This window comes from Actinomadura hibisca NBRC 15177 (genome assembly GCF_001552635.1).
Taxonomy (GTDB): Bacteria; Actinomycetota; Actinomycetes; order Streptosporangiales; family Streptosporangiaceae; genus Spirillospora; species Spirillospora hibisca.
Map to the genome: position 1 here is coordinate 1 of NZ_BCRO01000119.1, position 13,970 is coordinate 13,970.

The following is a 13,970-nucleotide window of genomic DNA, read 5'->3' on the forward strand; positions in this document are numbered from 1 at the left end:
CCGCTGCACCGACTCAACCCGTGGGGGTCTACACGGGCGCACCCAAGCCCAAGCCCGTGGGGGTTTGCGCACCCGATCAGCGACCTCAGCCCCGCGCGGGGTTAGGGACACGTGCCCACTAACCCCAACCCACACGGATTTTGCGCACCCATCCAACAAGCCCAGTCCCGCGCGGGGTCGGCGTCACATCCCCACTGACCCCAGCCCGCCCGGGTTTTCCACACCAGACCAGCAGCCCCAGCCTCGCGCGGGGTTGATCCAAGAGCCCGACAACCTCAACCCGTACGGATTTTCCACACAGACTCAGCAACCCAGCCGAACAAAGCCCAGCCAGAAAACCCCAACCTCAGGAAGAAGAATCTTCCTTGGTCCGAGCCCGTTCCATCTTCCGGCGAGACCCCTGAATCCCACTAGCGACAGCCGACGACATCGCGTCGCGCTGTCCCGACAGCAGGACGAAGCTCACCACCCCGCTGATCAGCAGCGCGAGCAGGAGCAGCAGGAAGCCGCGGGCGCCCAGTAGCGCGAGCACGGCGGCGGTGACGACGAAGATGCCGACCCGCGCGGCGGTGTAAAAGAATACGGAGCGCATGACCTCTTGAGCCTATCCGAGGACTTCCAGGAACAGCGCCGGGTCCACGTTGCCGCCCGACACCACCGCGATGTGGAAGGGGGCGGCGGGCAGCTCGTCGCGCCGGTACAGGTGGGCGGCGGCGGCGACCGCGCCGCCGGGTTCGGCGATCAGGCGGGCCTCGCGGGCCAGGCGGCGCATCGTGAGGCGGATCTCGTCCTCGGCGACGGTCACGATGTCGTCCACGTACTCCCGGATGTGCGCGAACGTCAGGTCGCCGACCCGCTGGGCGCGCAGCGCGTCGGCGAGGGTGCGGCCGGTCTTCTCGGCGTCCCAGGCGACCGGGCGGCCCGCGCGCAGGGAGTCGCGGGCGTCGGCGGCCTGCTCGGGCTCGACGCCGATCACCTTCAGCTCGGGGCGCAGCCGCTTCACCGCGGCGGCGATCCCGGCGACGAGCCCGCCGCCGCCGACCGGGACCAGCACGGTGCCGGGTCCGGCGGGCGCGTCCTGGGCGATCTCCAGTCCGGCCGTGCCCTGCCCGGCGATGATCCGCGGGTCGTCGAACGGCGGGATCAGCGCGAAGCCGTGCGCGGCGGCGAGCTTGTCCGCGGTGGCGACGCGCGCCTCCATGGTGGGCTCGACGTAGACGATCTCGGCGCCCAGCGCGATGCACGCCGCCACCTTCACGCCCGGAGTGGTGTGCGGGATGACCAGAACCACCGGGATGCCGAGCTCGCGCGCGGTGTAGGCGACGGCCTGCGCGTGGTTGCCGCTGGAGTGCGCGACGACGCCGCGCGCCCGCTCCGCCTCGGGCAGCGCGGAGATCGTCGCGTACGCGCCGCGCAGCTTGAACGCGCCGGTCGGCTGTAGGGACTCGGGCTTCAGCAGCAGCGGCGGGGAGGCGGCGGGAAAGGGCACCAGCGGGGTGCGGACGGCCGTCCCCGCCAGCCGTTCCGCGGCCCCCTCGATCTCCGCGAGGGACACCAGGTCGGACATGGTGGCGAGACTATGCGCTCGCCCTCCGCGATCGTTAACGGGCGGTCCGGCACCGGTCGCAAGGGGTCAGCAGAGATCGACGTGACGCCTGTGTCCAAAGCCACGTTTACTTCGCGTCATCTCCGCTGCTCAGGCCACTACTGAGCGTGATGTTTTGCGAAAACAAGGGAGAAATCGGTCTTGAGCCGCCACACTAGGAAACAGTCCACCCGCACCGAGAGCGGGACAAAGGGGGAGAGAAAACGTGGAAAGCACGAGCGAGCGCCTGCTGACCCCCGGAGAGGTCGCCGCCCTCTTCAGGGTCGATCCCAAGACGGTCACCCGCTGGGCCGCGGCCGGCCGGATCAGCAGCATCCGCACTCCCGGGGGGCACCGCCGCTTCCGCGAGTCCGAGGTGCACGCCCTGCTGCGCGGCGACGAGCCGGTGGCCGAGCACGTCCGCTGACCCGGCGCCGGGCCCCGGTCCCTCCGGCCGGCCCTCCAACCCGGCGCCGCGGTCACATCTCTCTCGCTCCACTTCTCTTTTCCACCCCCTCCCGTTCCAGGTGCTTCAGGCACGCCCCCGGCGGCTCCTCCTCCAGTCCGCCCTGACGGCGCGCCATCGCGAGCACGGCCCGAGCCTGGGGAGATCGAGTGTCGGATACGACGCGGGAATGGCGAATAGCCGGCTTCCGCGAACTGCGCGAACTGGGCTCCGGCGCCTTCGGCCGGGTGGTCCTCGCCGAACGCGAGGGCACCGGCCATCTCGTCGCCATCAAGTACCTGCGGGCCGCCAAGCCCGGTGACATCGACGCGCTGCGGCGCGAGGCCGAACTGCTCGGGCAGGTGCAGAGCCCCTACGTGGTGCGGCTGTACCGGTTCGAGACCGACGCCGAGCACGCCCGCGCCGCCATCGTCATGGAGGCCGTCAACGGCGTCTCCCTGCAACGCGTGCTCCAGGAGCACGGCAGGCTCTCCCCCGAGGCCGCGCTGACGGTGCTGAAGGGCTCGCTCCTCGGCCTGCACGCCGCGCACGCGCTGGGCGTGGTGCACCGCGACTACAAGCCCGCGAACGTGCTCGTGCAGCCGGACGGCCTCAGCAAGCTCGCCGACTTCGGCATCGCCGTCCACGCGGGTCAGGACGGCGGCGCGGGCACGCCGCTCTACATGGCGCCCGAGCAGTGGGAGCGGCAGCCCGCCGGTCCCGCCACCGACGTCTACGCCGCGACGTGCGTGTTCTACCAGTGCCTGACCGGACGGCCGCCGTTCGAGGCCAAGGGCACGGTGGCGCTGAGCCGCGCGCACCTGCACGACCCGGTGCCGCTGGAGGACGTCCCCGAGAAGTTGCGGCCGCTGGTCGAGGGCGGGCTGGCGAAGAGCGCGTGGGGCCGTCCCCCGACCGCGCAGGACTTCGTGAACGCGCTGGAGACCCTGGCCCGCGACGCCTACGGCAAGCAGTGGGAGCGGCGCGGCGTCAAGGCCCTGGCCGCCGGGACGGCCGTGCTGGCGGCGTCGCTGCCGGTCGCGCTGCTGGGCGGTGGTGGCGCGGGTGCCGCCGGAAGCGCGGGCGCGGCCGGAGCCGCCGGTGCAAGCGGAGCAGCGGGCGCGGGCGGAGCCTCGGGCGGCGGCGGGCTGCTGGCCTCGGCGGGCGGCGCGAAGGTCGTCGCCGGAGTCACCGCCGGGGCGATCGCCGTCGGCGGCGGGGGCTTCGCCGCCTACCAGGCGACCCGCCCCGAGCCGCGCCGCGTGCCCGCCGCCCGCACGCAACCGGTCAGCGCGACCGTCGCGCTGACCCGCGCGCCGTTCCGCGACACCACGACCGGGCTGTTCTCCAACGACGCCAGCGTCGTGCAGGTCGGCGGCATCAAGGACGCCGCGCTGCGGGCGCGCGTCAACAAGGCGCTGCGCGCGCCGCTGGACGGCTACATGGCCGAGATGCGCGCCATCTACGACAGTTTCGGACCGCAGGGCCAGCCGACGCAGCGCAAGATGAACCAGGAATCCCCCGCCAAGGTGAAGACCCGGATCGGGATCAGGGGGCCGCGCTACGTCTCGGTCGCCTACGACATGGCCAGCACGATCCTGGCGGGCGGTGGCAAAATCCAGACGATCCGCACCATCACCGTCGACCTGACCACCGGCCGCACCCTGACCGCCAAGGACCTGTTCCCCGCCGAACGGCTGGCGGCGGGCGGGCTGGCCGCCTTCGCCAAGATCCCCAAGCCCCGCGCCATCCGCACCATGCAGCCCCCGGACTGCCGCGCCCGGATGGACAAGCTCGACCGGCCGCGCCGCAACGCGACGGGCCCGGCCTCCGCCGAGCACGTGACGACCCGGCTCCTGCTCACCAGGAAGGGCGCCGAGTTCGTGTTCGGGGAGGGGGACGCGGGCGAGTGCGCCGGGGTCGCCTGGACGGTGCTGCCGTTCGCCGACGTCGGCGGGCTGCTGCGCCCCGACGTCGTCAAGATCGCGCAGACGTCGGCCTAGCGGCGCGCGCCTCACGCAGGACCGGGACCGGCCTGCCCGGCATCGGGATCAAGCTCGACGTCCGGCTGCTCGGCCTTCCACTCCTCGAAGCGGCGTTGCAGCTCGGCGTCGCCGTCGCGCCAGGCGCGGCGCCGCTCCTCCAGCTCCTGCTCGGTGAGCGCCTCCGGCAGCAACCGGTCGTAGTCGGGATCGCCGGGCCCGATCTCCACGTACGCGTCGGCGATCAGCCCGCCCGTCGCGCCGCCTTCCGCGCCACCCGTCGCACCGCCCGCCGAGCCGTTTTCCGCGTCGCCCTCCGCGCCACCCGCCTCGCCGACGTCCTCCGCGGGCTCCAGCAGCACGCTGTGCGGGACCCGGAGCGTGCCGTCCGGGAGCTTGATCACGTACATCGTCGATCACCTCCGGTGGCCCGGTCGCGGTCAGATTCCATAGCGGCGGTTGAAGAAGAGCATGACGTCCAGGGCCGCGCGGATGTTGCCGGCGAGCATATCCACCAGGGCCGGGCGCTGCCGGGCGGAGATGGCGGCGAACGCGTCGGCGAAGAACTCCCGGCGGCCGAGCGCGTCGGGCTGCCGGTGGAACTCGCTGGCCAGGTAGGGCTTGCACTGCTCGTACAGCGCGCGGAAGGCGGGGCTGTCGGAGGTCCAGCCGCCGTCGCCGCCGTCGATGTCGTCCAGCGCGTGGCCGACCTCGTGCATCATCACGTCCGGGGTCGGCGACGGCCGGTCGCCCACCACGATCTTGCGGTCGCCGTAGGCCCCGGCGCAGATGTCCCAGGTCGCCTTGCCCGAGGGCAGCGGCCGGTCGCGCAGGTGGCCCATGTCGTCGAGCTGCGGGACGCCGCCGGGCCCGACGTAGATGCCGTCCAGGCCGCCGGCCAGCTTCTCCTTCAACGTCTCGGGCAGCGCCGCCAGGCTCTCCACCGCGCGGACCACCTCGGGCGTCGGCGGGCCCTGCCGGACGTCCCACTGGCGGTAGACGATGCCCTCCAGCACGCCACAGTGCCGTCGCCCGTCGGCCAGGTAGGGGGTGCCGGGCGGGTGCGCCTCGGCGCGCGGCGGGGAGTCGTCCAGCTCGAAGTCGCGCCAGGAGTAACCGGGCGTGCGGCCGTCGCGCGGCAACGGCGGCCGGGCGCCCCGCGGGGCGTCGGCGGCGGGGCCGTCCACGGGGCGGCGGGTGGCGAAGTCGTCGTCGCGGCCGCCCCGGCGGAAGCGGCCGAACCGGTCGCGGGGCTGGTTGCTGCGCGGCCGCACCTGGCGCGACTCGGGACGCTGCCCCGACTCCGGGGGCGAGGACGCGTAACCCGCGTCGCGCTGCTCCCGGGGTTTGCGATGGACGCCCTTGAAGCGCATCAGGCTCCTCTGTCCGCGGCCCTCACCCGGGCCCCCGAGGCAGAGTAAGCCGTGAGCCGACACGCCGTCATCCCCCGCAGTCGAGGGCTCCGGGCGGAAACGCGGGCGCCGCGTGCCGGGCCGCCGCCACGGACTACCCTCGTGCCATGGCGTATGTGCTACTCGCCCTGGTCCTGGTCGGAGTGTGGCTGTTCTGTCTCTTCGACATCCTCGCCACCGACGAGCGGGACGTCCGGTACCTGCCCAAGGTGGGATGGCTGCTGGTGACGCTGCTGTTCATGCTCGCGGGCGCGGTCCTGTGGCTGCTGCTGGGACGGCCGCGCGCCGCGGACCGGACGGCGTCCTTCGGCCGGGCCGACGACCGCGTGGAGGAGACGGGGCCGCAGGCGCCCCGGCCGCCCGCCCCCAAGGGCCCCGACGACGATCCCGACTTCCTGCGCGACCTCGACCGGCGCATCCACGGCGAGGACTGACACGGCGACGGCCCCGGGGAAGGTCCCCGGGGCCGTCGGACGTCAACCAGCCGCTAGGTGAGCGTCGTGGTCTGCTGCTGCACCACCGCGTGCTCGGGCGCGGCGTAGGAGTGCAGGCCCTGGAACATGTAGTTCACGCCGAAGAAGTTGAACAGCAGCGCCGCGAACGCGACCAGCGACAGGATCGCGGCCTTGCGGCCCTTCCACCCGGCGGTGGCGCGGGCGTGCAGGTAGGCGGCGTAGACGATCCAGGTGATGAACGACCAGATCTCCTTGGGGTCCCAGCCCCAGTAGCGGCCCCACGCCTCGTCGGCCCAGATGGCGCCCATGACGATGGCGGCCGTCCAGATCGGGAAGGCGAACATGGTGACGCGCAGCGCCAGCCGGTCCAGCCCGTCGGCGGCCGGGAGGTGCGCCCAGAAGCCGGTGTCGGCGGCGCCCCGGGCCTCGCGCGGGGCCTTGAGCAGGTAGAGCAGCGTCGCCACGCCCGCGATGGTGAACGCGCCGGTCGCGATGATCGCGGCGGACACGTGGATGGCGATCCAGTAGGAGTTCAGCGCCGGGCGGACCGGGCCGACCTCGTTGTAGAGCCAGATGTTGGCCGCGCCCAGCGCGATCACCGCGGCGATCATGACGAACGCGCCCAGGAAGCGCGCCCGGAACTTCCACAGGCACACCAGGTAGGCCGTCACGGCGGCGAAGGCGATGGCGGTGAGGAACTCGTACATGTTCGCCCACGGCCAGCGCTCGCCGGCGAGGCCGCGGGTGAGCAGCACGCCGAGGTGCGCGGCCCAGCCCAGCACGTTGAGCAGGACGGCGAAGCGGCCCCAGTCGCGGCCGGTCTCCTCCTCGGCGGCTGCGTCGGTGGCGTCGTCGGCCGGGGGCGCGGCCTCGACGGTCGCGCCGCCGCCCGCTCCGGCCAGCACCTTGGCCTTCGGCTGTGCCACCGTCGCGGCCGCCCTGCGGCGGCCGAAGCCCAGATCGGCCGCGTAGCCGATCATGGCGATGATGTACAGCACGACGGTGGTCAACATGAGCTTGTCGCTCAGGTTCGCGAGGTCGGCACTACCCACCCTCGTCACTCCTTAGTTTCGGTGTCGGGGCCGCGCTCGCCGCGCAGGGCGGCCACGACCTCGTCGAACTCGGGGGTCGGATGCCCGAGCGTGAGTCCGCCGACCTCCACCACGGTACGCCCGCCCGTTCCGGCGCGCGCACGGACCCACACCCGGCGGCGGCGGACCATGAACGAGGCGATCACGCCGGCGACGGCCAGGATGGCCGCGATGAGGGCGGGCCAGCGGCCCGGGTCGTGGTTGACCGACAGGCTCGTCCATTCCTTGAGCCCGTCGAAGGTGATCGAACCCGCGTTACCCGGCAGCTTGAAGGTCTCGCCGGGCTCCAGCAGCTTCTGCCCGTCCTTGATCGGGTGCAGCGTCCTGCCGATGCCCTCCAGCTTGTAGACCGACTGCGGGGTGCCCGAGTCCAGGCCGATGTCGCCCTTGAAGGAGGAGATCGTGAGGACCGGGCGCAGCGGGTCGGGCCAGGCCGATTCGAGCTGCTTGCCGTCCTTGGAGGCCACGGCGGTCGGCCAGAGGATGGCGTAGAAGGCGAGCTGCTCGGGCAGCGCGTCCGGGGCCTTGATCACGCCCTCGGAGGTGAGGTTGCGCGGCTCCATCGGCAGGAACGGCACCGCGTCCTGGAAGGCGATGTTGCCCTGCGCGTCGCGGACGGTGAAGACCGGCGAGTAACCGTGGTTCAGCATGTAGACCTTGGCGCCGCCCACCTGGAGGGGGTGGTTCACCTTGAGGTCGTAGCGCTTCTCCGGGGAGGTCGGGGACTCGCGGTAGCGGAGCTTGGCGTCGTAGTCGACGGCCTGGCCGCGCTGGGCGCCCTTGGTGGCGTAGGTGGCCTTGTACTCGTCCAGGGTGAACGAGAAGGGGGCCAGCTCGTCGGTGTCGAAGGCGCGTCCGGGGGTGAACTGGTCGTAGTGGTTGAGGCCGTTGGCGAACGTCTTGCCCTCGGTGACCAGCACGTTCCCGCGATACCCGAACAGGTTGCCGAGGCCGAGCGCGAACAGCAGCGCGAGCAGCGCGAGGTGGAAGATCAGGTTGCCGGTCTCGCCCAGGTAGCCCTTCTCGGCGGCGACCGAGCCCTTGCCCTCGTCGACGCGGAAGCGGCGCTTGCGCAGCAGCTTGCGGGCCTCGGCGAGCACCTCCTCGGGGGAGGCGTCACTCTCGTAGGTGGCCGACTGCGGCAGGCGGGTCAGGTTGCGGGGCGCGGCCGGGGGGCGGGCGCGCATGGCCTTGTAGTGCTTGACGGCGCGGGGCAGCACGCATCCGGCCAGCGACACGAACAGCAGCAGGTAGATCGCCGCGAACCAGGGCGAGGCGAACACGTCGAACATCGACAGCTTGTCGAGCCACGGCGCGAGCGTCTGATGCTTGTCGAAGTACTCGGTGACCTTCTCGGGGGCCTGCCCGCGCTGCGGCAGGATCGAGCCGGGCACCGCGCCCAGCGCGACCAGGAAGAGCAGGACGAGCGCGGTGCGCATGGTGGTGAGCTGCCGCCAGCCCCAGCGCAACCAGCCGAGGGGGCCGAGGCCCTTGGGGCGGGGCGTCTCGGCGGCGGCCTGCCGCGCGGCGGGCGCGGCGGTGGCGGCGGCCTCGCTGGTCTCGACGTCGACGGCCTCAGCCTCGGCGGCGTTTTCGGCGTCGGTGGCCTTGGCGGCGTTCTCGGCGGCGGTTTCGGCCTCGATGGGCTCGCTCGCGGTGCCGTCAGCGCTGTCGGTCTTCGCCATAACTCAAATCACCGTCTCGAAGCCGCTGATCCACGACTTCATCTGGATGGTCAGATCGCTCCACAGCCCGGTCACCAGCAGCAGGCCGAGCAGCACCAGCATCCCGCCGCCGACCCGCATCACCAGCGCGTAGTGCCGCTTCACCGCGCCGAACGCGCCGAGCGCGCGGCGGTAGGCCAGCGCCGTCGCCAGGAACGGCAGCCCCAGGCCCAGGCAGTACGCCAGCGACAGTAGCGCGCCGCGCCCCGCGCTGGCCTCGGTGATGGACAGCGCCTGCACCGCGCCCAGCGTCGGGCCGATGCACGGCGTCCAGCCGAGCCCGAACAGCACGCCCAGCAGCGGCGCGCCCGCCATCCCGGCGGCGGGCATCCGCCCGGACTTGAAGGTGCGCTGCATCCCCGGGACCAGGCCCATGAACGCCAGCCCGAACACGATCGTGATCGCGCCGAGCACGCGGGTGATGGGGTCCTGGTACTCCAGCAGCCAGCGGCCCAGGCCGCCGAACAGCACGCCGTAGCTGACGAACACCACGCTGAACCCGAGCACGAACAGCGCCACGCCCGCCAGGAGCCGTCCCCGCCGCTGGTCGGCGAGGTCGGCGCCGGTCAGGCCGGTCACGTACGACAGGTAGCCGGGCACCAGCGGCAGGACGCACGGCGACACGAACGACACGAGCCCGGCCGCCGCCGCGAGCGGCGCCGCCGCCAGCAGTGACCCGCTCGTGACGGTCTCGCCGACAGTGCTCATGGCCTTGCCTCCGCTCGGCGGCCCGCGGCCGTCCTAAGCGCCGTCTTCGCTCGTCGCGAGCTCCTCGGTCCGGACGACGCGCGGCCGCTCGCGGTTGCCGCCGGCATCACTTCTCGGCCAGGACCTTGGCCACCAGCGGGGTCAGCTTGGAGTAGGTGGTGGCGCCGATGATGCGCACCGCGACCCGGCCCTGCCGGTCCAAGATCAGGGTGCTGGGGATCGCGTTGGGCGGCACGTCGCGGAAGGCGAGGCCGATGCTGCCGTCGGCGTCGTGGAAGCTCGGGTAGGTGACCTTGAACTTGCGCTCGAACGCCTTGGCGTTCTCCTTGCCGTCCTTGAAGTTCACCCCGAGGAACTCCACGCCCTTGCCCTTGTTCTCGGTGTGGACCTGCTCCAGCGAGGGGGCCTCGCCGCGGCAGGGCGCGCACCAGGACGCCCAGAAGTTGACCACGGCGACCTTGCCCTTGAGGTCGGCCAGCCTGACCTGCTTGTCCTCAAGGGTCGTGCCGGACGCCCGCGGGGCGGGCTTGCGCGCGCCCGGGTCGATGGACTGGGCGTTGCCGTCGCCGCCGACGAAGCGGTTGCCGCTGTCGCCGGGGTCGTTCTGCCCGCTGTCGCCGGCGCATCCCGACAGCAGCAGCGACAGCGCCGCCGCGCCGGTGACGGCACCGGAGCGGACGCGCCAAGGGGAGGTGCGGGGGTTCAACGGACCCTCCTACTACAAGTCGTAGTACTCAATGTAGTGGCAGGGTCAGGCGCCCGCGACACCGGTGCCCTTGCCCAGGCCGGCGCACGGGTCGACGTAGGCGACCTCGACCAGGCGGCTGCCCTCGAAGGTGAGGCTGGTGATGCTGGCCAGGCCGCACTCGCGGCGGCCGGGGTGGTGCCACAGGCGGCGCTTCTCGGCGTGCGAGCGCAGGATCCAGATCGGAAGCTGGTGGCTGACGGCGACGGCCTCGTGGCCGGGCGCGGCGTCCCGGGCCCGGATGACGGCCGCGCGCATCCGCGCCGCGATCTCCCGGTAGGGCTCGCCCCACGACGGCGCGAACGGGTTGTACAGGTGCCGCCAGTGCTCGGGGCGGCGCAGCGAGCCCGCGCCCACGCCGAAGGTGAGGCCCTCGAAGTGGTTGCCGGCCTCGATCAGCCGGTCGTCCACCGTCACCGGCAGGTCGAACGCGTCGGCCAGCGGGGCCGCGGTCTCCAGGGCGCGTTGCATGGGCGAGGAGAACAGGGCGGTGACGTCCCGGTCGGCGAACCACCTGGCGGCGGCCTTGGCCATGAGGACGCCGTCCTCGCTGAGCCGGTAGCCGGGCAGCCGCCCGTACAGGACGCCCTCGGGGTTGTGCACCTCACCGTGCCGCAGCAGGTGAACGATCGTCTTGTCAGTCATGGCGTGGTCAGGTTACCCGCGCGGTCCGGTGGACCCGTCGCGGGCCTCGCTCAACTTGATCTTGCTTGGTGCCGTTCGCCGGACATGTCCGGCGTTCCCGGCTCGACGGCGTACTTCCGGCAGCGCTGGAACGGCCGCGCGGCGGCGGGGCGCCGCCGCGTTACTGGGCGCCGCCGGTCTGGGTGGTGGTCCAGTCGTGGCGGTCCAGGAAGCCGCGCTCGCCGGTGGCGTACTCCTGGAACGCCCGCTGGACCTCGGCGAGGTCGGGGACGCGGGTGCTGTAGATCAGGTTCTGGGCGCTGTCCTTGTACTCCAGCTCGAACGCGCCGCCCTCGGGGGACGCCTGCATGAAGTGCCGCCCGAAGGCGACCAGGGTGGTGAAGGGGTTGGCGGGGGCGAGCCGCTCCAGGGCGTCGTGGACCAGGGGCAGGTCGGGGTCGATGACGATGAGCCCCTCGCCGGTGTGGAGCTGCAATCCCTCGTAGACGCCGACGGGGCCGAGGTTGTGCACCAGTTCGCGGTCGGGGTCGAAGCAGACCAGGCCGTGCGCGCGGGCGAGGGCGTAGGTCTCGGTGGAGATCTCGTCCACCTGCTCGGGGGTCATGCGGACCCGGACGTAGCGGGACTCGGGGGCCACGATGTCGACCTCGGGGCGCAACACGCCGAACTCCCGGGCGAACTCGGCGACCGCGGGATGCGGTTCGAGCTCGCCGGGCTCCTGGGCGGCGGCCTCGGTGCGGGTGAGGGGTGCGTCGGTGTGCCAGGCGAGCAACTCGAACGTCATGGCCCCATGATTTCAGGATCGTGTGCGAAGGGTGGGACCAGGTCGGCGGGAGGGTCCGGCGGCGTTCACCGGCGGGCCTTGGGGACGAAGGCGGCGATCTGGGCGGCGATCCGGTCGAGGTCGGCCTTGGCGATCTTGCCTTTCTCCCCGGTGACCTGGACGTACCAGTAGGTCAGCGCCGCGACGCAGGTCCCGGCCTGGGCCGCCGGGAGGGTGCACTGGATGGCGGCGGGCCGGTCCTTGGCGAGCATGGCGCCCATCACCACGTCGATGTAGGGGGACGGGGGCCGCTCGCCGAAGTCGTCGCTGGACGGGCCGCCCAGCATGGCGCGCACTCCCGGCACGCCGGAGGCGATGTTCTGGCGGGCGCGCAGGGAGGTGGTGCAGTCGGTCCCGGTGCGGCGCTGGGCGGCGGCTTCCGGCGAGTTCGGGAAGTACTGGCAGGTCATCGAGGCGAGGTTGCCGACCGAGAACTGGATCGGCTCGGCGACCCAGCCCGTCCCGGCCGCCCCGCTGACCTGGCGGGAGCCGCCGGTCACGCCGGTGGAGCGCTCGCAGGCGGCCCGCGCCTGGCCGATCATGCGGTGGCCGGCGTCGGTCTCGTAGACGGCGGCGTCGGCGGGCAGCCTGACCTGCTCGGGTAGCCGGACGGGGGCGGGCTTGGGGCCGGGGGGCTTGGTGCCCTGGAGATCGCTGACCTGGCAGTCGCGGACGGGGGTGAACGCGGCGGCCTTGACGGTCGGGCTGGGGCGCGGGGGCGGGGTTTCCCCGGTGGCGATCTGCTGGACGGCGACGGCACCGCCCGTCACGACGACGGCGGCCCCGACGCCCGCCACGACCTTGCCGCCGACGGTCGCGAGGAAACCCTTGCCCGCCGTGGCGGCGGCCCCGGTTCCGGCGCCCGCGCCTGCGCCGACCGTTGGGGCGGTGGCGAACAGGGCGGTGAGGGGGAAGAGGGCGGCGAGGGCGACGGCGGCTCCGGCGAGGGCGCGGATGCCCCGGTCCTCCCAGTCGGGGCCGTAGGCGGCGCGGGCGGTGCGCTCCAGCTCGTCCACGAAGACGGCGGCGCCGAGGGGGCGTTCGGCGGGATCCTTGGCCGTGCCGTGCGCGACGAGGGGATGCAGGGGCGCGGGGACGCCGTCCAGCGGCACGGGCTGGGCGAGATGGGCGGCGCGCAGCTCGGCGCGGTTGCCGGTGAAGGGGCGTCGGCCGGTCACGCACTCGACGAAGACGCAGGTGGCGGCATAGACGTCGGTGGCGGGGGTGGCGACGTGCTGGGCCCACTGCTCGGGGGCCATGTAGAAGGCGGTCCCGGCCCCGCCCGCCGCCTGCCCGGCGGGGACGGCGATGCCGAAGTCGACGAGCTTGCTGCGGCCGTCCGCCGGGACGACGACGTTGGCGGGCTTGAAGTCACGGTGGACGACGCCGAGGTGGTGAGCGGCGGCCAGCCCGAGGAGCGCGCCCTTGAGGACGGTCAGCGACGCCTCGGGCCCGAGCGCGTCGTGCCGCTCCAGGATCTCCTTGAGAGAGACGCCGTCCACGGCCTCCATGACGAGGGCGATGCCGTGCTCGCTCTCGACGAGGCGGTAGAGGCGGGCGACGTGGGGGCTGTCGGCCTGGGCGAGCATCGCGGCCTCGTGGCGGAGGCGCTCGCGCTCCTGGTCCCCGGCTCCGGCGGACAGGTACTTGACGGCGGCCGGAGCGCCCGACGCGTCATGCCGGACGAGCACGACCTCACCCTGCCCGCCCGCACCGAGCCGCCGCACCTCGGTATAGCCGGAGACCCGCCAGCCCGCCACGTCCACCTCCAAGATCACAATGAGAGGACGAAGGTAGCGAATCCCCCATACCCGAGGACACCGCCACCAGCCGACCACGGGGATGGGGGGTGCGTCGGCGACTATGAGAAGTTCCGCGGGGATGGGTAGCCGGGGGCGGCCTGTCCGTTTCTTTGGTCCGGGACTTGTCCGGAAAACCGCACGGCTGGGATTGGTGGGGGTCTGTGGCGGTCCTGTGCGGGCTGGGGGTTGGGGGCGGAGGGCGGGGCTGGGGTTGGTGGTTGGGGGCGGAAACCTGCTCGGGCTTGAGGTTGCTGGGCACCTGCACCGACCCCGCGCGGGTTGAGGTTGCTGGTCGGGTGCGGGGCGCGGGGTTGAGGTGGGGGTCGGGTGCGGGAAACCCGTGCGGGCTGGGGTTACTGGATATCTGCACCTACCCCGCGCGGGGTAGGGGTTGCTGGTCAAGTGCGGGGCGCGGGGTTGAAGTAGGAGTTCGGGTGCGGGAAACCCGCGCGGGTTGGGGTTGGTGGGGATGTGCGCAAACCCGCGCGGGGCCGGGGTCGCTGGTTGGGTGCGGGGCGCGGGGCTGGGCTTGGGCGGTCTGGTGTAGACCCCC

Annotated in this window: 14 protein-coding genes; 3 read left to right on the plus strand and 11 right to left on the minus strand. The window is 72.8% G+C overall.

Annotation, left to right across the window (positions count from 1 at the left end):
* Positions 1 to 346: 346 nt before the first annotated feature.
* Together AH6_RS38830 and AH6_RS38835 are read right to left on the minus strand one after the other, a co-directional pair.
* Positions 347 to 592: a DUF4229 domain-containing protein gene (locus tag AH6_RS38830; protein ID WP_067490862.1), complete on the minus strand. Its 246-nt coding sequence runs from the start codon at positions 590 to 592 to the stop codon at positions 347 to 349.
* 12 nt (positions 593 to 604) lie between these two features.
* A complete protein-coding gene (locus AH6_RS38835) occupies positions 605 to 1,567 on the minus strand; it encodes a threonine ammonia-lyase (protein ID WP_067490865.1) in 963 nt (320 codons plus the stop codon).
* A gap of 244 nt (positions 1,568 to 1,811) precedes the next feature.
* Between AH6_RS38835 and AH6_RS38840 the strand changes: the two genes are divergently transcribed.
* On the plus strand, positions 1,812 to 2,012 hold the full coding sequence (locus AH6_RS38840; RefSeq protein ID WP_067490867.1) for a BldC family transcriptional regulator: 201 nt from the start codon (positions 1,812 to 1,814) through the stop codon (positions 2,010 to 2,012).
* Between the two features lie 188 nt (positions 2,013 to 2,200).
* Positions 2,201 to 4,033 (plus strand): serine/threonine-protein kinase, encoded by a 1,833-nt coding sequence (locus tag AH6_RS38845; RefSeq protein WP_067490868.1) that lies wholly within the window; start codon positions 2,201 to 2,203, stop codon positions 4,031 to 4,033.
* 11 nt (positions 4,034 to 4,044) lie between these two features.
* On the opposite strand, the gene AH6_RS38850 is transcribed toward AH6_RS38845, so the two are convergent.
* Both AH6_RS38850 and AH6_RS38855 read right to left on the minus strand, forming a co-directional pair.
* Positions 4,045 to 4,422, minus strand: a complete 378-nt coding sequence (locus AH6_RS38850) for a hypothetical protein (protein ID WP_067490870.1) — start codon at positions 4,420 to 4,422, stop codon at positions 4,045 to 4,047.
* A gap of 30 nt (positions 4,423 to 4,452) precedes the next feature.
* Positions 4,453 to 5,385 carry a hypothetical protein gene (locus AH6_RS38855; protein WP_067490872.1) on the minus strand — a complete coding sequence of 311 codons (933 nt, stop codon included), beginning with the start codon at positions 5,383 to 5,385 and terminating at the stop codon, positions 4,453 to 4,455.
* Between the two features lie 146 nt (positions 5,386 to 5,531).
* Here AH6_RS38855 and AH6_RS38860 point away from each other — a divergent pair, with 146 nt between their 5' ends.
* Positions 5,532 to 5,858 carry a PLD nuclease N-terminal domain-containing protein gene (locus AH6_RS38860; RefSeq protein ID WP_067490874.1) on the plus strand — a complete coding sequence of 109 codons (327 nt, stop codon included), beginning with the start codon at positions 5,532 to 5,534 and terminating at the stop codon, positions 5,856 to 5,858.
* Positions 5,859 to 5,911: 53 nt separating this feature from the next.
* Here the strand turns inward: AH6_RS38860 and ccsB are convergent, their stop codons facing one another.
* From ccsB to AH6_RS38895, 7 genes are all read right to left on the minus strand, one after another.
* Positions 5,912 to 6,931, minus strand: coding sequence for a c-type cytochrome biogenesis protein CcsB (gene ccsB / locus AH6_RS38865; protein ID WP_067490876.1), 1,020 nt, complete (start codon positions 6,929 to 6,931; stop codon positions 5,912 to 5,914).
* 5 nt (positions 6,932 to 6,936) lie between these two features.
* Complete coding sequence (gene resB / locus AH6_RS38870) at positions 6,937 to 8,655, minus strand: cytochrome c biogenesis protein ResB (protein ID WP_083983884.1); 1,719 nt, start codon at positions 8,653 to 8,655, stop codon at positions 6,937 to 6,939.
* A gap of 3 nt (positions 8,656 to 8,658) precedes the next feature.
* On the minus strand, positions 8,659 to 9,402 hold the full coding sequence (locus AH6_RS38875) for a cytochrome c biogenesis CcdA family protein (RefSeq protein ID WP_067490878.1): 744 nt from the start codon (positions 9,400 to 9,402) through the stop codon (positions 8,659 to 8,661).
* 106 nt (positions 9,403 to 9,508) lie between these two features.
* A complete protein-coding gene (locus AH6_RS38880) occupies positions 9,509 to 10,108 on the minus strand; it encodes a TlpA family protein disulfide reductase (protein ID WP_067490880.1) in 600 nt (199 codons plus the stop codon).
* A 45-nt stretch (positions 10,109 to 10,153) separates the two neighbouring features.
* A complete protein-coding gene (locus AH6_RS38885) occupies positions 10,154 to 10,792 on the minus strand; it encodes a histidine phosphatase family protein (RefSeq protein WP_067490882.1) in 639 nt (212 codons plus the stop codon).
* Between the two features lie 160 nt (positions 10,793 to 10,952).
* Positions 10,953 to 11,576, minus strand: a complete 624-nt coding sequence (locus AH6_RS38890) for a hypothetical protein (protein ID WP_067490884.1) — start codon at positions 11,574 to 11,576, stop codon at positions 10,953 to 10,955.
* 65 nt (positions 11,577 to 11,641) lie between these two features.
* Positions 11,642 to 13,381 (minus strand): serine/threonine-protein kinase, encoded by a 1,740-nt coding sequence (locus tag AH6_RS38895; RefSeq protein WP_245679664.1) that lies wholly within the window; start codon positions 13,379 to 13,381, stop codon positions 11,642 to 11,644.
* Positions 13,382 to 13,970 lie beyond the last annotated feature (589 nt).

Excerpts from the sequence above, each read along its gene's own strand:
- AH6_RS38830 (WP_067490862.1), bottom strand. The coding sequence starts at position 592 with ATGCGCTCCGTATTCTTTTACACCGCCGCGCGGGTCGGCATCTTCGTC.
- AH6_RS38835 (WP_067490865.1), bottom strand. The coding sequence starts at position 1,567 with ATGTCCGACCTGGTGTCCCTCGCGGAGATCGAGGGGGCCGCGGAACGG.
- AH6_RS38850 (WP_067490870.1), bottom strand. The coding sequence starts at position 4,422 with ATGTACGTGATCAAGCTCCCGGACGGCACGCTCCGGGTCCCGCACAGC.
- AH6_RS38855 (WP_067490872.1), bottom strand. The coding sequence starts at position 5,385 with ATGCGCTTCAAGGGCGTCCATCGCAAACCCCGGGAGCAGCGCGACGCG.
- AH6_RS38860 (WP_067490874.1), top strand. The coding sequence starts at position 5,532 with ATGGCGTATGTGCTACTCGCCCTGGTCCTGGTCGGAGTGTGGCTGTTC.
- resB (WP_083983884.1), bottom strand. The coding sequence starts at position 8,655 with ATGGCGAAGACCGACAGCGCTGACGGCACCGCGAGCGAGCCCATCGAG.
- AH6_RS38875 (WP_067490878.1), bottom strand. The coding sequence starts at position 9,402 with ATGAGCACTGTCGGCGAGACCGTCACGAGCGGGTCACTGCTGGCGGCG.
- AH6_RS38885 (WP_067490882.1), bottom strand. The coding sequence starts at position 10,792 with ATGACTGACAAGACGATCGTTCACCTGCTGCGGCACGGTGAGGTGCAC.
- AH6_RS38890 (WP_067490884.1), bottom strand. The coding sequence starts at position 11,576 with ATGACGTTCGAGTTGCTCGCCTGGCACACCGACGCACCCCTCACCCGC.